The organism is Ruegeria sp. CE8 (genome assembly GCF_056537465.1).
Window position 1 is genome coordinate 294,250 of the sequence record NZ_JBQFRP010000003.1, and the last position, 18,518, is coordinate 312,767.

Here is an 18,518-nt window from a genome sequence, read left to right on the forward strand (position 1 = left end):
GCTCTGATGTATGAAATCCCGTCACAAACTCAAACGACGCCCAAACCCTATATCCTGGTAGCGCCGAATGGTGCGCGTCGAGGGCACGTGGACCACGCAAAACTGCCGGTTTCGCTTCAGGAAATCGTGGACACGGCTCAAAGCTGCTTTGACGCTGGCGCCCATGGCATCCATTTGCATGTTCGAGACCAGCAAGGTCAGCACTCGCTGGATTCAGGGCGTTATCTTGAGACGATGGCGGAGCTGCGCCGCGTTGTGCCCGATATGGACATTCAGATCACGACCGAAGCCGCCAGTATCTTTGACGTTTCGGCGCAATTGGCTTGCTTGCAGCAGGTGCAACCGCAGTGGGCCTCGATCTCGGTGCGAGAGGTTGCGCGGGCACCGGAATTTGCCGCCAAGGTCTACGGCTTGTGCGCCGAACAGGGAACCCGCGTTCAGCACATTCTCTATGACGCCGAGGACGCCGGACTTTTGTCTCAATGGCAATCCAGCGGGATTGTCCAGAGCGGGCAAACGGATCGATTGTTGGTTCTGGGGCGGTATACGTCCGGGCAGGAATCGAGGCCGGAAGATCTTGATCAGTTTCCGCAGGACACGTCGCGCTGGATGATTTGCGCGTTCGGAAAGCAGGAACACGCCTGTCTGCAACTGGCCGCCACGCGCGGCGGAGACCTGCGGGTCGGGTTTGAAAACAGTATGACCGACAGCAATGGGAACAATTGGGCCACCAACGCCGTGTCGGTTGCGGCGCTTGTCGCAGCTTTGAAGGGAGTAATCGCATGAGTCACGTTTTTCCACGCCACACCAAATCGGACTTGCCGGTCGCGGTTGGCGGAGACGGATGTTATCTGATTGATGCACAAGGACAGCGTTATCTGGACTGCGGTGATGCCGCAGTGTCATGTCTGGGGCACTCGAATCCGGCCGTGATAAAGGCCGTGCAGGATCAGGTTGAGAAGATCGCCTTTGCGCACACCGGCTTTATGACATCTGAGCCGGCCGAAGCGTTGGCCGATCTGTTGATTGAACATGCACCGGGAGACCTTGACCGGGTCTATTTCGTTTCGGGTGGGTCCGAGGCGACCGAGGCTGCCATGAAGCTAGCGCGGCAATACTATTTGGAAATCGGGCAACCAGAACGGCGCCGGGTGATTGCGCGGCGGCAGAGCTATCACGGGAATACTCTCGGAGCCTTGTCCGCAGGGGGCAACGAATGGCGTCGTGCCCAATTCGCTCCGATGCTGATCGAGATGACGCATATCGCGCCGTGTTTCGAGTACGCCGAAAAGCCCGATGGCGAGAGTAGTTTTGATTACGGTCAGCGCGTGGCCAATGAACTTGAGGCGGAAATCCTTCGTTTAGGCCCCGAAACAGTCATGGCCTTCATGGCCGAACCGGTTGTTGGGGCAACGCTTGGCGCTGTGCCGGCGGTTGATGGTTACTTCAAACGGATTCGTGAGATTTGCGACCAGTATGGGGTCTTGTTGATCCTTGATGAAGTTATGTGTGGCATGGGTCGGACGGGACACCTGTTTGCGTGCGACCATGACGGTGTCGCGCCAGATATCCTGTGTATCGCCAAAGGGCTGGGCGCTGGGTATCAACCAATTGGTGCGATGATGTGCACCGGGAAAATCTACGACGCAATCCGAGATGGCTCTGGCTTTTTTCAACACGGACACACCTATATCGGGCACCCGGTCGCCACTGCTGCGGCGTTGGCCGTTGTTACTGAGTTGGCTGCGCGCGACCTGCCCGCGCGCGCTGGAGTGATGGGCGAGAAACTGCACGCAGCCCTGCAAGCCGAGTTTGGCCAGCACCCGAATGTCGGAGATATTCGCGGCAGGGGCCTGTTCCGCGGGTTGGAATTGGTGTCTGATCGCGAGTCAAAAACGCCGTTTGATCCAGCGCTCGGCGTTGCGGGCAAGATCAAGAAGGCCGCCTTGGCCGAAGGTCTGATCTGCTATCCCATGTCCGGCACGCGGGATGGACGGCTTGGGGATCACATCCTGTTGGCGCCCCCATTCATCATCGAGGACGGGCAGATCGACGAGCTCGTCAGCAAGCTGAGCAAAGCAATCTCAACGTCGGTACCGACATAATCGGACAGATGACGCAATTCAGGGGGCTGGGATGTCCATGGCCCTCTGATACAGGGCATTGAAGGCCATGATCGGATGTTCGGACTGGGACGAGCACGCATCGTCCACAACCAACGCTCCAGTCCCGATTGCACCGGTTTCAAGCCCGCGCTGGACCGAGTCTACAATTGGGCCGTCCTCGGCAAACGTAGTGGTTCGGTGCTGGTGAATGATTTCGCGCTCAACGGCGTTTGGTTCAGACTCAGGCAGCCACCAGTCGACTTCGATTTTGGTCCGGTTCACGCTTAACGGTTTCCAGCGGTAAGTGTTCACGATGCCGCCGGGATACACCTGTAAGGCGAACAATGGGAAAAACCACCAGGTCAGAAATTTGTCCGTGCGCGCCTCGGGGTCTGCAACATAACTGTACGACTTCTGAGAATCCGGACGGGCAGGGCTTGCGTGTCGAATTCCGTACTCGAACCCTCGGGTGCGGTATTGATCCGGATCGACGACACCTGTGGTCAACGTTTTGTGTACGACAGCGCAGTGATAGCATTCATTGAAGTTTTCGGCGACCACCTTCCAATTCGCCTGGGCCAGCCGCTCGGTCCGGTCCGCGCGTCTGTAGCGGGGCAGGTTGGGCGCATATTCCGAGATTTCGGGCAGGGCGCCCTCTGCCACGCTTGCCAGCGGTTGGGCGTTGTCATCCAGGTTCACCAAAATGAGCCCAAAGAACAGTTCTACCCGAACCGAACGCAGTTTGTATTTCTCTTTCTCAAACCCCGGAAACGATGCAGCGTTTGGGGCTGCCCTCAACTGACCGGTCGTGTCATAGGTCCAGGCATGGTACGGGCAGGTCATCTTTTTGGTACAGCCGCTGCCTTGCAGTAATTCATGCCCACGATGCACGCAGACATTATAGAAGGCCCGGATTTCACCGTCCTGACCCCGTATTACGATGATTGATATCCCGTCAATTTCTTCGACGACGTAGTCCCCGAAATTGGCGATATCGGTCGAATGGCCGATCAGGTGCCAACTGCGACGAAATATGTGGGCGCGCTCTCGAATGAAAACAGTTTCATCGCAATAGCTATTGGACGGTAGCGATTGATACACGCCGCCTGAGAATGACATCTCGCCCATCGCTGTCTCCGTAGCTCGTTCCCGTTAAGTGTCGGGCGCTTTGGGCGATGAGTCTTATCCCTTTCCGCCAAGACAAAGTCGAAATCAGGGAGCCGGTTTCCGACATGGTGTCGGTTTCTGTCTTTGGGTCGTGGAGCTTAGCGGTCGAGAAAACTTGCTGAGTTACACAAAGCGAGCACAAAAAACCCTGCCAGAGCGTATCTGACAGGGTTCGAAATCAGGTATTTGCAGGGCTTATTTCTGCGGAAGCGGGCCGATCATCATGATCATCTGACGGCCTTCCATCTTCGGCATGTTTTCGATCTTGCCGATTTCCTTGATGTCTTCGGCTACACGTTCCAACAGCTCACGACCCAGGTTCTGGTGCGCCATTTCACGTCCACGGAAGCGCAGGGTAACTTTGACCTTGTCACCCTTTTCCAGAAACTTCACGACGTTCTTCATTTTGACGTCGTAGTCATGCGTGTCGGTGTTGGGCCGGAACTTGACCTCTTTCACCTCGATGACTTTTTGTTTTTTACGGGCTTCGCTTTCGCGTTTCTGCTGTTCGTACTTGAACTTGCCGAAATCCATGATCTTGCAGACCGGCGGGTTCGCGTTCGGCGAAATCTCGACCAGGTCTAGGCCTGCATCGGCCGCAAGTTGCATGGCTTTGGCGGGATGAACCACCCCGACGTTATCACCGTCAGCGCCGATCAGGCGAATTTCGGGGGCACGGATTCTTTCATTGACGCGCGGTCCAGTATCTCTTTGCGGCGGCGCGTTGTGAGGTCTGCGGGCTATGGGTTCATTCCTTTGATGATTGCAGAATTTCGAGCCCGAAATTTAGACCGGCCTGCACGCCGTTTCAAGCGGCATAAGCAACGGGTGACGTGAAAAATCCGGGTTTTGTCAGGGGTCTTTAGGTGTTCCGGGGCAAATTGCCCCGGAACCGGTGTGCTAGATTAACCAACAAAGGCTTTTTCGATGACAAATTCCTTAGGTTCGGAGTTTGCGCCTTCGCGCAGACCGAACTCTTCCAGAATCTCTTTGATGTCGAGGTTGAAGGCCAACGAACCACAGACCATTGCCCGGTCGGTGTCCGGTTTGATGCCGCCTTCGATGCCCAGATCGGCAAACACGGTGCCGTCTTTCAACAGGTTGGTGATGCGGCCCATTTTGGGGCTCTCTTCCCGCGTTGTGGTCGGGTAGTAGCGGATCTTGTCAGCAAAACCTTCGCCCATCAACTCGGCCAGCATCTCGTCCTGACGGATACTGTCGATCAACTGGCGGCCATATTCCAACTCGGCCACTTCACGGCAGGTGTGGGTGATGATGACCTCGTCATAATCCTCATAGGTCTGCGGTTCGCGCAGTAGCGACGCGAACGGAGCGAAACCGGTGCCGGTGGCAAAGAACCACAGGCGCTTACCGGGCAGCAGGGCGTCGTGGACCAGCGTGCCCACTGGCTTGGGCCGCAGGATGATCTGGTCGCCCGGCTTGATGTGCTGCAGCTTGGATGTCAGAGGGCCGTCCTGCACCTTGATCGAGTAGAACTCCAGCTCTTCGTCCCAGGACGGCGACGCGATCGAATAGGCGCGCAGCAACGGCTTGCCGTTGTCGCCCAGCAGGCCGATCATGACGAACTCACCCGAACGGAACCGCAGGGACGCAGGGCGCGACACCTTGAAAGAGAACAGGCTGTCGGTCCAGTGTTTGACGTCTGTTACGGTCTGGGCGTCCGGCAAGACGGGGGCCTTTACGGCGGTTGCTTCGGTCACGGGCTTCATCTCTGTCATCGTTATCACTGTCGGCGGGGTAAACCGACATCTCCGTTTAATCTTTGATCCAAGTCAGGAAAAGGGGCTGAATGCCCCTTTCTTTTCACAAGCTAGCGATTGGCGGATTCAGCCGCGCAGGCGGGCCTGATAGTTATGGTTCTGCCAGTCTGAGCGGGCAAGCCACTGATCCTCGGGCTGGCGGGCGGCCAGCGTGTTGTCAATCTCGACCTCGTCGAACCCGCTGCGACGCGCCATGGCGTATTGGTCGGCCAGAACATGGCCCCTGGCGCGCAAACGACCGGTATAGCCTTTCAGGCGCAGCACACGCGCAATGGTGAAACCACGCCCGTCGGCTGAGGACGGAAAGTCCACGCGCACCATTTGGGCACTGCCCAGCCGGTCAAACAGTTCATCCGGGTCCGTGTCCGATGCCACATCCAGCGCAACAACGTCATTCGCTGCGTCCTCAAGCGTGACAAAGCCATCGGTCCAGTCGTCGGGGGCAAAGCCCTCATCGGTAACGATTACGTTCATGTTTTCTCTCCGGAGCGGACCATCTTGCCGTCGACAAAATGAATACCGCATTCTTCTTTGTTCTGATCGCGCCAACGTCCGGCGCGGGGGTCTTCGCCTTCTTTGACCGGCGAGGTGCAGGGGGCACAGCCGATCGAGGGGTAACCTTTGGCCACCAGCGGGTGCCGGGGCAGGTTGTTTTCGTCCATATACGCGCGCACGTCTTCAGGTGCCCAATGGGCCAGCGGGTTGACCTTGATCCGACCGGTGCCGTCTTCGACTTCGAAGAACTCAAGCGCGGCACGTGTGCCCGACTGGAACCGTTTTCGACCGGTGATCCAGCCGTCATATCCCGCCAGTGCCTTTTGCAACGGGAAGGTCTTGCGCAGGTTACAGCACGCATCCGTGTCGCCCAAGCGCAGTGCACCATAGGGGTCATCGCGTTCCACATCCTCATCCTCGGCGCGGATGATGTGAATGTTTCTTAGGCCCAGACGCTCGCTCACCTCTTGCTGGTATTCCAGCGTTTCGGTGAACAGCATCTGAGTGTCCACGAACAGCACTGGCGTCATCTTGTCGACCACCGCTGCCATATGCAGCAACACGACCGATTCCGCACCAAAACTGGAGACCAGAGCAAGCTCTTCGATCTCCTCCAGCGCGCCATGCATTACGTCATGGGCGCTGTGGTGGCGGAACTGGGCATTCAGCGCGTCGACCTGTTCGGTCAGTTCGCGTCGATCCCGGCCCAGCTCCGTCTGGATCAGGTCAAGCGGCATTAGCCTGCGCCTCGGGGTAAAGCGCCGCTTTGAACGGTGCCATGCCTACGCGGCGATAGGTCTGCAAAAAGGTCTCCTCGGCGCTGTCGCGCTGTTCCAGATAGGTATCGACGATGCGTTCGACCGCCGGAACGATCTCATCATAGGCAAAGCCCGGACCGGTGCGGTCGCCAACGGCCGCGGTTTCGGTCGCATCACCACCCAGCGTGATCTGGTAATTCTCGACGCCTGCACGATCCAGGCCCAGGATGCCGATGTGACCCACGTGGTGGTGACCACATGCGTTAATGCAGCCCGAAATCTTGATCTTCAGGTGGCCGATATCATGCTCGAGCTTCAGCTCGTCGAAGCGGGTCGCAATCTCTTGCGCAACCGGGATCGAACGGGCTGTTGCCAGCGCACAGTAATCCATGCCGGGGCAGGCGATGATGTCGCTGATCAGGCCGATATTGGCGGTGGCCAGTTCGTATTCTTTCAGCTTCGCATGGATCGCCGGCAGGTCCGACTTGTGGACATGCGGCAGGATCACGTTCTGCTCATGGCTAATGCGCAGCTCGTCATAGGCGAACTCTTCGGCTAGGTCGGCCATCACGCGCATCTGTTCGGCAGTCGCATCACCCGGTGTCTGACCATGCTTCTTGATCGAGATCGTGACGATCGCGTGGTCCGCGTTTTTGTGCGGCGCGATGTTGGTGTCGACCCACGAACGGAAGGCCGGATCGTTGGTATAGGCGCTTTCGAACGACGCAACCGAACCTTCACGGAAGGCCGGAGGCGCAAAGTGGCCCTTAATCTCATTCAGCAGCGCCATGTCGGCGCCTTTGAACTGCGGGCGGACCTTCAGGAAGCGCTCGTTCACCTTGGCACGGATGGCGTCGATGCCATGCTCGTGCACGGTGATCTTGATGCGCGCCTTGTACTTGTTGTCGCGGCGACCGATCTGGTTCCACACGGAAACGGTGGCTTCGAGGTATGCTAGCAGGTCGTCAAAGGCGACGAACTCGGACAGCTCTTTGCCGATCATCGGGGTACGGCCAAGACCACCACCAACGATGACGCGGGCACCCAGGACGCCGTCGCGTTCAACCAGTTGCAGGCCGATGTCATGCGCCTTGATCACGGCACGGTCGTTTTCCGAGCCGGTGATCGCGATCTTGAACTTACGCGGCATGAACTGGAATTCCGGGTGGTCAGTGGACCACTGGCGCAGCAGTTCGGCATAGGGGCGCGGGTCGGCAATTTCATCCGCCGCGGCACCGGCGAAATGGTCGGCGGTCACGTTGCGGATGGTGTTGCCCGAGGTCTGGATGGCGTGCATGCCGACCTCGGCCAGCGCGTCCAGCATGTCCGGAACGTCGTTCAACTTGGGCCAGTTATACTGGATGTTCTGACGGGTGGTGAAATGGCCGTAGCCCTTGTCCCACTTCTCGGCCAGCAGTGCCAGTTGGCGCATCTGCCCGCTGTTCAGCGTGCCGTATGGGATCGCCACGCGCAGCATGTAGGCGTGCAGCTGCAGGTACAGGCCGTTCATCAGACGCAGGGGTTTGAATTCATCCTCGGTCAGCGAGCCGTCAATGCGGCGCTCGACCTGAGCACGGAATTGCGCGTTACGCTCTGCCAGAAAATCTTTGTCAAACTCGGAGTAGCGATACATGTCTAGCTGTCCTTAGTTGCAGCCCCGAACCTTGGGGCCTTTAGAAGGGGAGAGAGAAGGGCCAGAGGTCAGGCCCGGGGCTGCGGGGAAGTTTCCTGTTTGCCGTGGGCATAGTTGGACGGACCAGTGCGGCGGAAGTCTTCCCGGAAATGGGCGGGCTCGGGGCCGTTTTCGCCGGCGACGGCGTCGGCCAGATAGGCACCTACGATCTTGCTGGCCTGACGTGTGGCATCCAGCAGGCGCACCTGAGCGTGCGCTTCGTCGGTGATCAGTTCGGCCTCGGACAACTCGCGCGACCAGCGATCGTCTTCGGTCAGGTAAATAACGTCACCTTCCAACAAATCGTTGGCGGTGACCACTTTGGGGGTAAAAGCGCGGGCCATCAGGCGTGCTCCTTCTTGAATTCGGTCAGGGCCGCGGCCGCCTGGCGCGGGGCGAGGCCATAAAAGGTCAGGGTGGGGCCGTCCATTTCGGCGGCGTTCAAATCGGTGGGCAACTGATCCAACGTAGTGGACAGGATGCATTGATCGGGGCGCGTTGCATTTTCGATCAGCGTCACTGGCGTCTGACGGTCTGCGCCGTGCATGATCAGGCGGCCCTGAATGAAGCGGGCGGATTTCTTGCCCATGTAAATCGCCGCAACCGAACCTTCGCGGGCCAGCGCGTTCCAATCGTGATCGGCAAAACCCTTCATGTCGTGGCCAGTCAGGAAACGCACCGACGAATTGCGGCCGCGCCTCGTCAGGCTTTGACCGATGCCGGCCACGGCCGCCGAAGCTGCGGTAATGCCAGGAACGATCCGCCACGAAATACCTGCGGTCTCAACCGCTTCGATTTCTTCGTCCAGACGACCGAACACAGTCGGGTCACCGGATTTTAAGCGTACGACGCGCTGCCCTTTCAGGGCGTATTCGACAAGCAGGGCATCAATGTCTTCCTGCTTCCACGAAGGCCCGAACCCGACCTTACCGACATCTACCATTTCAGCGGACTTGCCGGCCAGTGCCAGTACTTCAGCGCTGATCAGGCGGTCATGCAGCACAACGTCCGCGCGCTCGAAGGCTTTCAGCGCCTTGAGCGTCAGCAATTCAGGATCGCCGGGACCCGCGCCGACAAAGTCGACGTGCCCTGTGCCATCGTATGATTGCGTATGCTGCATTTCGTGTCCCGAGTGTGGTTTGACTTAAGTTGCAATATAGGAAATATTCCCGCCGATGCGCCATATGGGGCGATAAATAAGAACAAACGTTTCGTAGGGCTTGCCGATCGGGACGCTGGTTTCGAAACGAAAGGAAAATTGGAATGTCGGTGCGCATTGACGATACGGATCGGAAAATTCTGATTGAGCTGCAGCGGGACGCCAGCCAATCACTGGACGAAATAGCCGCCCGTGTTGGCAGTTCCAAGACCCCGGTCTGGAATCGGATCCGCAAGCTGAAAGGGGCCGGAGTGATCGGTCAGCAGACCGTATTGCTGGACGCCGAAGCCTTGGGATTTGAGGCCACGTTTTTCGTTCTCATCCGAACCTCAGAGCACGAGGCCGAATGGCAGCATAAGTTCCTCAAGGCGCTTCGCGACAGGCCCGAAGTGCAAGAAGCGCACCGATTGGCCGGGGACATCGACTATATCCTAAAGGTGCGGGTCAAGAACGCGCGCGCCTATGACGAGTTCTATCAGGCTTTGATCTCTGAGGTGCGTGTGCACAACGTGACCGCCTTGCTGTCGATGGAAGAGATTAAGTCGACAACTATGCTTCCGCTGAACGCGCTGATCGACAACTGAGGTCAGACCTGAACCATCAACTTGGTCAGCCCGTGGAAATGATAGGTGTTCGAGTATTCCGGCTCGGCACTCAGTCGCAGATTGGGACACCGTTCAAACAACGCGGACAGCGCGATGCGCATTTCCATCCGGGCCAGTGGTGCCCCGACACAAAAATGCAGCCCGGCGCCGAAACTGGTGTTCGTGGTGATCGGGCGGGCGGGATCAAACTTGTTCGGGTTGGTCCAGACCGAAGGGTCTCGGTTCGCTGCGCCTAGAAGTAACGCGACCTCATCACCGCGTTTGAACCTGTGCCCGAAAACTTCGACGTCCTCGTAGGCAAAGCGGGTGAACATGTGCAGCGGCGGGTCATAACGCAGAATTTCTTCTATCGTGCCGTCAATTGTATCCGGCGCAAAGGCCTGAGGCCCGATACCCAGTTGCAGAACGGTCTTCACGCCATTGCCCAATGAATGCACAGTCGCCTCATGACCGGCATTCAAAAGCAGGATGCAGGTGCCCACCAATTCATCGCGCGAAAGTTTCTCACCATCTTCCTCGGCCACAATCAATCGGGTGATCAGATCGTCCTGCGGGTCTCTGCGGCGCCGCTCGATGTATCCGGTCAGAAAATCGGTGAATTCCTGAGATGAAGCGGCCGCGGCGGTCTCGGTCTCAGCCGTTCGACTGGCCTGATACATCGCTACCATGTCGTGCGACCAGCGCAGCAAGCTAGGGGCCATTTCCTCTGGCACGCCCAGAAGACGGCATATCGTGATGACCGGAACCTGTGTACAAAACGCGGGCAGCAAATCAAAAGGCGCGTCTGGAAATTCGTCTATCAGGAAGTGGCTTAGATCGTGAAGCGAAGGTTCAAGCGCCGCGATTGCACGTGATGTGAAAGCCCGCATGACCAAAGCGCGAAGGCGGGTGTGCCTGGGAGGTTCGGCTTCCAAAAGCGAATGCGCCTCGACAGCCAGCCACGCCGCAAGATGGGCTGGACCGGGTGTTCGCATTTCCTCCGGAACTTCTCGTCCAAACCGGCGGTCCTTTAGCAGGGCTGAAACCGCGCGCTGCGATACAGCTGCGACCTTCCCGTAGTCGTCCCAATAGACAAGGTCGCCGTATGCGCGGGCCTGATCATAGAACGGGTAGGGGTTCTGAACGAAATCCGGGTCGACCGGAGATTGAAATACCGTCTTCATGCGGCGCAGACTTGCCATGCGGCGCGCCGAATGCAAGACCCTATGTCATGCACAGAGTTTGGGTCATTCTGGGATTTCTGTTTGCCGTCGGTCTGTTGTCGGCTGGCGTCTGGTCCTATGGCTATCGGCAGGCGCTGTCGCAGTTGAGCGAAAAGGCCGAAGCCGATCTTGAGTTGGCGGCCGACCGACTGAGCACTCAGATGCAGGTATATCAGGAACTGGCGGTTCTGATGGCCACCCATCCCGCCCTGCGCACCCTTGAGACTGCCGCGCAGCAACAGGCAGCCCGGGCGATATTGCTGGATGTGGCTGACAAGACCTCGGCCGTGAACATGATGTATCTGGATCGAGAGGGGCGGGTGCTGGCCTCGGCGCAACCAGTGGCGCGACCAGTCATAGCCGACCATCCGGCTTTCAGACGTGCCTTGCAGGGCGCGATGGGCAGCGCTCATGGGGTTGTGGAAAACAGCGGAGATCGCACCTATTCCTATGCGGCTCCGGCCTTTGGACCCGCTGGTCAAGTCGAGGGCGTGCTGATCGTTGTTGCCGATGTGCAGGACGTGGAACAGACTTGGCGCGGCAGTACCGAGGCGGTGTTCTTTATTGATGGGGACGGCGTCGTCTTTATCTCGAACCGATCAGATCTGTTGTTCTGGCGTCGCGATGACGGGCAACTTGGCTTGACACCTCCGGATGGTGGCGAGGTAGAGTTCGGGTCGGTTCTGGTTGGCCCGCATGAGGTTTGGAAACTGAACTGGGGGCGTTATCTGCCCAGCCGCGCCTTGCATCTGATGCTGGAATTGCCCGTGATTGACATGACGGCTGAGGTTTTGGTGGACGTCGCACCGGCGCGGCGTTTGGCGGGGTTGCAGGCGGCAACAGTCGCAGCGATCTGTTTGGCCTTCGGTGCGCTGCTCTTTCTGGCGACCGAACGCAGACGCACATTGGCAGAGGCCAACGCGATTTTGGAAAGCCGGGTGGCGCAAAGAACCCAGGCGTTGACGGCCGCAAACGTTGCATTGCGCCGTGAGGTGCGCGAACGTGAAGACGCAGAAGCCGCGCTGAAACACGCGCAGGAAGAGCTGATTCAGGCAGGCAAGCTGAGCGCCCTGGGCCAAATGTCAGCTGGTATCAGCCACGAGTTGAACCAACCTTTGATGGCAATCCAGCAGTTTGCGGACAATGGTGCTGCCTTTCTGTCCCGCGGGAGGGAAGAAAAGGCATCAGAAAACCTGTCGCGAATTTCAGCGATGGCGGCGCGGATGGCGCGCATCATCAAGAACCTGCGCGCCTTTGCCCGAAATGAAAGTGAACCGATGGGCAAGGTCAATCTGGTTCAGGTGATCGACACGGCGGTTGAACTGACCGAAGCACGGTTGCGTACCGAAGGCGTTGCCATGGATTGGGTGCCTCCGGAAAACCCGGTTTTTGCATGGGGTGGCGAAGTGCGCTTGGTTCAGGTGTTCGTCAACCTGATCAACAACGCAGCCGATGCCATGAGCGGACAGGATGATCGCCTTGTCCGCATCAGAATCGAAAGCGGCAACAAGCTGGCCGTGACCGTGCGCGATATCGGGCCGGGGATCGAAAACTCGGAAAAGCTGTTCGAGCCGTTCTATACGACCAAAGCTGTTGGATCGTCCGAAGGTATGGGGCTTGGGCTGTCGATCTCGTATGGTCTGGTGCAAAGCTTCGGAGGAAACATCCGGGGCACCAATCTGGAAACCGGGGCGCAGTTTACGGTCGAACTTGAGCCCTTCACGGAGCATGAGGTCGCATGACTCGGAAAGTACTACTGGTCGATGACGATGCTGCTGTTCGCGAGGCTTTGGCCCAGACCTTGGAACTGGCGGATTACACTCCTGTCACGGCGGGCTCGTTTGTGGCGGCGAAGGACCATATCCGTGCGGATTTTCCGGGCGTCATTGTATCGGACATTCGTATGCCCGGTCGGGATGGATTTCATCTGTTGAATTACGCGCGCGAGATTGATCCCGAACTTCCCGTCATCCTGCTGACTGGCGAGGGCGACATTCCGATGGCCGTCCAGGCCATGGGGCAGGGCGCGTTCGACTTTCTGGAAAAACCGTGTGCTGCCACGGATTTGCTGCCCGTTTTGCAGAGCGCGTTGAACGCACGCGCGCAAGTGATCGAGCAGCGGGCATTGAAATCGGAACTTGAGCGTGGCGATCCTGCAGCGCGGCTATTGTTTGGCTTGTCCGCCCAAGCCGAAGCGTTGCGTGAACGTGTGCGGTCCGTTGCGCCGACTGGCGCTGAAGTTCTGGTCACTGGACCTCCGGGCAGCGGGATTTCGAAAGTGGCTGAGGTGGTGCATATGATGTCACCCGTCGGGCAGGGGCCTTTCGTCAAGCGCCCAGCGTCTGGCCTGACGCCCGATGGGTTGGCACGCGTCTGTGAAGATGCGGCTGGCGGGTCCCTGTTTCTGGACGAGGTTTCGGCCATGCCGGAGGCTACGCAATACGCTGCATTGGAATTGGTGGAGCAGGGCACCGATGCCCGGATCGTTGCAGGTACGACTGCCGATCTGGCCGTCCTGTCCGAAAAGGGCAGGTTCAACGCGGACCTGTTCTATCGGTTGGATGTGATGCGCGTGCGGATCCCTTCACTCGCTGAGCGGCCCGAGGATATTCCGGTCATCTTCCGTCATTACGTCGCGCAGGCGGCCGAGCAGGCCGGCATCGCCGAGCCAGAGATCACCTCGGAACATCTTGCCTCGCTGATGGCCAGTGATTGGCCGGGCAATGCCAGATCGCTGATGTCGGCGGCCATGCGGTTCGTGCTGGGAATGCCGGAAGAAGTCGCGCAGGCGGCGGATCTGGGTCTGAGCGAACAAATGGCGCGGGTCGAACGGTCTTTGCTGATTGCGGCGCTGGGGCGGCACAACGGCAAAGCTTCGGATGCGGCAAAGGCGCTGAAGCTGCCGCGCAAGACTTTTTACGACAAGCTGGCACGCTATCAGATTCGTCCCGAGGACTATCGTCGCTAGGGAGGCTCCCGCCGCCTTTGGCCGCATTATCATGCGTTTCAAGGCGTTGGGCCGGGCAGCCCGCTGTCGCGGGCTGCAGTTGCGGCTGGAGAATCGCCACGCGCATATGTCGTCTGATTCGCTGCCTGTGCGGAAAACCGCACATCCGCGACGATAGTTGTGCGGTTTTTCGCACGGGAAGAACGGGTGTTGCCCTATCCAGATATGGGGCGGATTTTAAGTTATAGATAATAAAGGATAAATTCCGATCCGTTTAAATCAACAACAAAAAGTTGAGCGGTGCCCCTTGATTCGCTTCACTGCCCGCCATGTGGCGTCGATGCGGCGTCAACTGAAGGTTTCATGGAAGTCTGGGAGGAAAAGACAAATGAAATTCCTGACAACTGCAGCCACTGCTCTGGCGCTGAGTGTATCTGCCACTGCCGCCATGGCTGCGTGTGATGACGGAGAAATCGTCGTCAAGTTCGCGCATGTTACGAACACCGATAAGCACCCCAAAGGCATTGCGGCATCTCTGCTGGAGCAGCGCGTCAATGACGAAATGAACGGCGTGATGTGCATGGAGGTCTACCCGAACTCCACGCTCTATAACGATGACAAGGTTCTTGAGGCGATGTTGCAGGGCGACGTGCAACTGGCCGCGCCTTCGCTATCGAAGTTCGAGAAATTCACCAAGCAGTTCCGCCTGTTTGACCTGCCGTTCATGTTCAAGAACATCGACGCTGTCGACGCGTTCCAGGCCTCGGCTGACGGTCAGGCCATGAAAGACAGCATGCAGCGCCGCGGCTTGCAGGGGCTGGCTTTCTGGCACAACGGCATGAAGCAGATGTCCGCCAACAAGCCGCTGGTCGAGCCGACGGATGCGGATGGCCTGAAATTCCGTGTTCAGTCTTCGGACGTGCTGGTTGCTCAGATGGAAGCCATCGGTGGTAGCCCCCAGAAGATGGCCTTCTCGGAAGTGTATGGCGCGCTGCAGCAGGGCGTTGTGGACGGGCAGGAGAACACTTGGTCGAACATCTACGGCAAGAAGTTCTTCGAAGTTCAGGACGGCATCACCGAGACCAACCACGGTATCATCGATTATCTGGTCGTGACATCGGTTGATTGGCTGGACAGCCTTGACCCCGAGGTGCGTGATCAGTTCCTGACCATTCTGGGCGAAGTATCCGAGACCCGGAACAAAGAAGCCTTCGCCGTGAACGAAGCGGCCAAAGCTTCGATCACCAATGCGGGCGGAATCATCCGCGAACTGAACCCAGAGCAGCGTCAGGCGTGGGTCGATGCGATGAAGCCTGTTTGGGACAAGTTCGCTGGCGACGTGGGTCAGGACAAGATCGACGCCGCTCAGGCGATCAACGCCGGGTTCTGATCCCGGACCAGGCCGCGCGTCCGGGAACTGGGGAGTAATCGACGCGCAGGCCAGGCGGGCCGGGATAAGGCCCGCCACACTTACTCTCATCACCAATAATGTGGGGACAGAAAAATGTCTGGTTCGAAACCCGGCCAAGGCGGGCTGGTCGACCATATCGAAGAAACCATGATTGCGTTGCTGTTGGGCCTGATGACGGTCGTGACCTTTGCCAACGTGATCGCGCGGTTTGTATTCAATTCCAACATCCTGTGGGCGCTTGAGCTGACAGTATTCACCTTTGGTTGGCTGGTTCTTCTGGGCGCGTCATACGCAGTTAAGAAACACGCGCATCTGGGTGTCGATGCGATCCTGAACATGCTGGCACCGGCTCCGCGCCGTATTCTGGCGTTGATCGCGGTCGCATGTTGCCTGGTGTTCTCGCTGCTGTTGCTGAAAGGGTCATACGACTACTGGGCGGTCTTCGCCGACCTGCCACCGACCTCCGGCCGCTGGTTCCCAACCGGATTTGACACCGGTGCGCGCAGCCAGAGCTTTTATGAAGTCGATGATATCCCGATGGTCGCCCCGCTGCGTTTTCTGGAGGACCTGATCAACTACGGCGAGGGCTATGAAAAGCTGCCCAAGGTTGTGCCGTATCTGGTGCTGCCCGTTTCCATGTTGTTGTTGGTGATCCGCTTTTCGCAGGTCGCAGTACAAATCTGGCGTGGTGAAACCGATCGGCTTGTCGCCAGCCACGAAGTCGAGGACGAGATCGAAGAAGTTCGTGCTCAGCAAGGAGAGCATGACTGATGGACGTAATTCTTCTTTTCTCGATGGTCATTGGCCTGCTGCTGATCGGTGTGCCGATCGCGGTGGCCCTGGGCCTCAGCTCGACCCTGTTCCTGCTGATCTATTCTGACAGCTCGCTGGCATCGGTTGCGGGCACGCTGTTTGAGGCGTTCGAAGGGCATTTTACCCTGCTGGCGATTCCGTTCTTCATCCTCGCGTCGTCCTTCATGACGACAGGCGGTGTGGCGCGGCGTATCATCCGGTTCTCGATTGCCTGTGTGGGGCACTTGCCGGGCGGTCTGGCGATTGCGGGCGTGTTCGCCTGTATGCTATTCGCCGCGCTTTCCGGGTCGTCTCCGGCCACCGTAGTCGCTATCGGTTCGATCGTGATCGCAGGGATGCGTCAGGTTGGGTACTCGAAAGAATTCGCGGCCGGTGTGATTTGTAACGCCGGTACGCTGGGAATCCTGATACCGCCGTCCATCGTGATGGTGGTCTATGCTGCGGCTGTCGAGGTCTCGGTTGGGCGCATGTTCCTGGCGGGCGTTATTCCCGGCCTAATGGCGGGCCTGATGCTGATGGTTACGATCTACGTCATGGCTAAGGTCAAAAACCTGCCCAAAGGTGACTGGAAAGGCTGGGGTGAGATCTTTGTCTCAGCGCGCGAAGCCGGGTGGGGCTTGTTCCTGATCGTAATCATTCTGGGCGGTATTTATGGCGGTATCTTCACCCCGACCGAGGCCGCTGCAGTTGCTGCCGTCTATGCCTTTTTCATCGCCAGCTTTGTTTACAAGGACATGGGGCCGCTCAGCACTGAAGAGGGCACACCGAACCTTCCGCTGCTGAAAAAGCCTTATGCGCTCGTCACGGCGTTCTTCCATCCCGACACCAAGCACACGCTGTTCGAGGCTGGCAAGCTGACGGTGACGTTGCTGTTCGTCATCGCCAACGCGCTGATCCTCAAGCACGTGTTGACAGACGAGCAGGTGCCTCAGCACATCGCCAGCGCCATGCTGTCGGCGGGTTTGGGGCCGGTGACGTTCCTGATCGTGGTCAACGTCATCCTGTTGATCGGCGGTCAGTTCATGGAGCCATCGGGCCTGCTGGTCATCGTGGCGCCGCTGGTGTTCCCGATTGCGATCGAGCTGGGTATCGACCCGATCCATTTGGGTATCATCATGGTGGTGAACATGGAGATCGGAATGATCACACCTCCGGTCGGTCTGAACCTCTTCGTGACCTCGGGCGTGGCCGGTATGCCGATGATGAGCGTTGTGAAAGCAGCGCTGCCGTTCCTGGCTGTACTGTTCGTCTTCCTGATCATGGTCACTTACATTCCATGGCTCTCAACCTTCCTGCCCAACACCTTCATGGGGCCGGAAATCGTGACGAACTAGCTGCTCAAAAGAAGCATAAAGGCCGGGTCTGCGATCAGACCCGGCCTTTTTTTGTTACGTGCCGTATCGTTTCAGATAATCGGCAACCCATTCGATCCCGCCATATGCGCGGCGGCGGCGTGACCCCCAATACCCGATACTGTCATCCATCAGTTCAACCGGGTTTGGGCGACCATTGAAGATAACGATCTTGGGTCGGCCCGGGCGCTTTTTGTATTTTTTGAAGATCAGGCCGAACGGCCAGTAATACACCAGATGGATAATGCCGATGCACCAGTTCTTTGGATAGCATTTTCGATCCGTAGCAAGCGCCGAGATATAGTTCTGGTCATTCTCGTACTTCAGCAGATGTTTGGCGCCGTCAAAATCGTCGTACAGATGAAACTGTTCGGCCGGTACAAATCCTACCACCGATGAGTTGCCGCGCGTGACCTTGTTCATGAACCCTGGAACCCGGTCCCAGATGGCTGCAGGGATCAGGCGCCAGACCAGCCCACGGAACTTGGGCATCAGAAACAGACCGCCTTTGTCCATCATGATCGACAGCAACGGATCCAATTTGCCGGTGACGACCAGATCCAGGTCAAGGAACAGAGCCGCGTCGTAACCCGCAACAATCTGCCTGTCGAACATCAAGACCTTTGGCCATTTGCCATGAATCCAAAGATCCCGATCAAGCTGCGGAAATTCGAGAGGGTGGGCCTTGACGCCAGGGTCGAGACCATCGGAATTGTCGGTGATGCAGATGAAGTCATGATCCAAGGAAAGGTGGTCCTGGACCGCAGCGTAAAGCAAGTTGACGTAGTCAGCGCCGAACGCATCGCCCCATTTCATGCAGATGACGCAGGTTTTGGGCGCTTTCAGGTTGGTTTTGTCCATTTATTGTTCCTTACCTGAGTAAGTTCTTTTTTTTCTGAAGGCTGGCTCGTGCGATCGGGCACCAGCTTGCTGCCATTGGTCTCTGCGCTGTCGCGGAGTGGCTGTCCCTAAGGTTGTGTGTTTTGCACCTCGCATCCTCTTGAATACCGGTCAAGAGATTTTATGTACCGACACGAGGACGACCTCCCCC

Annotated in this window: 18 protein-coding genes; 8 read left to right on the forward strand and 10 right to left on the reverse strand. The window is 58.0% G+C overall.

Annotated features, from left to right (window positions below):
* Window positions 1-6 precede the first annotated feature (6 nt).
* Together ACR0AA_RS07095 and ACR0AA_RS07100 are read left to right on the forward strand one after the other, a co-directional pair.
* A complete protein-coding gene (locus ACR0AA_RS07095) occupies window positions 7-786 on the forward strand; it encodes a beta-keto acid cleavage family enzyme (RefSeq protein WP_480661473.1) in 780 nt (259 codons plus the stop codon).
* The gene (locus ACR0AA_RS07100) at window positions 783-2,105 is read left to right on the forward strand and encodes an aspartate aminotransferase family protein (RefSeq protein ID WP_480755732.1); all 1,323 of its coding nucleotides are present in this window, start codon (window positions 783-785) and stop codon (window positions 2,103-2,105) included. The genes ACR0AA_RS07095 and ACR0AA_RS07100 overlap by 4 nt, the downstream gene beginning before the upstream one ends.
* Before the next feature lie 18 nt (window positions 2,106-2,123).
* Here ACR0AA_RS07100 and ACR0AA_RS07105 read toward each other — a convergent pair whose 3' ends face one another.
* The 8 genes from ACR0AA_RS07105 to cobA form a co-directional block, all read right to left on the reverse strand.
* On the reverse strand, window positions 2,124-3,233 hold the full coding sequence (locus tag ACR0AA_RS07105) for an aromatic ring-hydroxylating oxygenase subunit alpha (RefSeq protein WP_480661475.1): 1,110 nt from the start codon (window positions 3,231-3,233) through the stop codon (window positions 2,124-2,126).
* 234 nt (window positions 3,234-3,467) lie between these two features.
* Window positions 3,468-4,058 (reverse strand): translation initiation factor IF-3, encoded by a 591-nt coding sequence (gene infC, locus ACR0AA_RS07110; protein ID WP_480661923.1) that lies wholly within the window; start codon window positions 4,056-4,058, stop codon window positions 3,468-3,470.
* Between the two features lie 119 nt (window positions 4,059-4,177).
* Window positions 4,178-5,011, reverse strand: a complete 834-nt coding sequence (locus ACR0AA_RS07115; protein ID WP_480661476.1) for a ferredoxin--NADP reductase — start codon at window positions 5,009-5,011, stop codon at window positions 4,178-4,180.
* 108 nt (window positions 5,012-5,119) lie between these two features.
* Window positions 5,120-5,527 carry a DUF934 domain-containing protein gene (locus tag ACR0AA_RS07120; RefSeq protein ID WP_480661477.1) on the reverse strand — a complete coding sequence of 136 codons (408 nt, stop codon included), beginning with the start codon at window positions 5,525-5,527 and terminating at the stop codon, window positions 5,120-5,122.
* Entirely contained in the window at window positions 5,524-6,285 is a 762-nt protein-coding gene (locus ACR0AA_RS07125; protein ID WP_480661478.1) for a phosphoadenylyl-sulfate reductase, read from the reverse strand. The genes ACR0AA_RS07120 and ACR0AA_RS07125 overlap by 4 nt, the downstream gene beginning before the upstream one ends.
* Window positions 6,275-7,939 (reverse strand): nitrite/sulfite reductase, encoded by a 1,665-nt coding sequence (locus ACR0AA_RS07130; protein WP_480755735.1) that lies wholly within the window; start codon window positions 7,937-7,939, stop codon window positions 6,275-6,277. Before ACR0AA_RS07130 ends, ACR0AA_RS07125 begins: the two co-directional genes overlap by 11 nt.
* Window positions 7,940-8,007: 68 nt before the next feature.
* Window positions 8,008-8,322 (reverse strand): DUF2849 domain-containing protein, encoded by a 315-nt coding sequence (locus ACR0AA_RS07135; protein WP_480661480.1) that lies wholly within the window; start codon window positions 8,320-8,322, stop codon window positions 8,008-8,010.
* Window positions 8,322-9,098, reverse strand: a complete 777-nt coding sequence (cobA, locus tag ACR0AA_RS07140) for a uroporphyrinogen-III C-methyltransferase (RefSeq protein WP_480755737.1) — start codon at window positions 9,096-9,098, stop codon at window positions 8,322-8,324. The genes ACR0AA_RS07135 and cobA overlap by 1 nt, the downstream gene beginning before the upstream one ends.
* A gap of 143 nt (window positions 9,099-9,241) precedes the next feature.
* On the opposite strand from cobA, the gene ACR0AA_RS07145 reads away from it, so the two are divergent.
* Window positions 9,242-9,721 (forward strand): Lrp/AsnC family transcriptional regulator, encoded by a 480-nt coding sequence (locus tag ACR0AA_RS07145; RefSeq protein WP_480661482.1) that lies wholly within the window; start codon window positions 9,242-9,244, stop codon window positions 9,719-9,721.
* 2 nt (window positions 9,722-9,723) lie between these two features.
* Here the strand turns inward: ACR0AA_RS07145 and ACR0AA_RS07150 are convergent, their stop codons facing one another.
* Entirely contained in the window at window positions 9,724-10,905 is a 1,182-nt protein-coding gene (locus tag ACR0AA_RS07150) for a cytochrome P450 (protein WP_480755839.1), read from the reverse strand.
* Between the two features lie 47 nt (window positions 10,906-10,952).
* Here ACR0AA_RS07150 and ACR0AA_RS07155 point away from each other — a divergent pair, with 47 nt between their 5' ends.
* The 5 genes from ACR0AA_RS07155 (at window position 10,953) to ACR0AA_RS07175 (ending at window position 17,449) form a co-directional block, all read left to right on the forward strand.
* Entirely contained in the window at window positions 10,953-12,686 is a 1,734-nt protein-coding gene (locus ACR0AA_RS07155) for a sensor histidine kinase (protein ID WP_480661483.1), read from the forward strand.
* A complete protein-coding gene (locus ACR0AA_RS07160) occupies window positions 12,683-13,912 on the forward strand; it encodes a sigma-54-dependent transcriptional regulator (RefSeq protein WP_480661484.1) in 1,230 nt (409 codons plus the stop codon). Before ACR0AA_RS07155 ends, ACR0AA_RS07160 begins: the two co-directional genes overlap by 4 nt.
* 367 nt (window positions 13,913-14,279) lie before the next feature.
* Window positions 14,280-15,281 (forward strand): DctP family TRAP transporter solute-binding subunit, encoded by a 1,002-nt coding sequence (locus ACR0AA_RS07165; RefSeq protein ID WP_480661485.1) that lies wholly within the window; start codon window positions 14,280-14,282, stop codon window positions 15,279-15,281.
* A gap of 114 nt (window positions 15,282-15,395) precedes the next feature.
* Window positions 15,396-16,073: a TRAP transporter small permease gene (locus tag ACR0AA_RS07170; protein ID WP_239335488.1), complete on the forward strand. Its 678-nt coding sequence runs from the start codon at window positions 15,396-15,398 to the stop codon at window positions 16,071-16,073.
* Entirely contained in the window at window positions 16,073-17,449 is a 1,377-nt protein-coding gene (locus ACR0AA_RS07175; RefSeq protein ID WP_480661486.1) for a TRAP transporter large permease, read from the forward strand. Before ACR0AA_RS07170 ends, ACR0AA_RS07175 begins: the two co-directional genes overlap by 1 nt.
* A gap of 54 nt (window positions 17,450-17,503) precedes the next feature.
* Here the strand turns inward: ACR0AA_RS07175 and ACR0AA_RS07180 are convergent, their stop codons facing one another.
* Entirely contained in the window at window positions 17,504-18,328 is an 825-nt protein-coding gene (locus ACR0AA_RS07180; protein ID WP_480755738.1) for a hypothetical protein, read from the reverse strand.
* Window positions 18,329-18,518 lie beyond the last annotated feature (190 nt).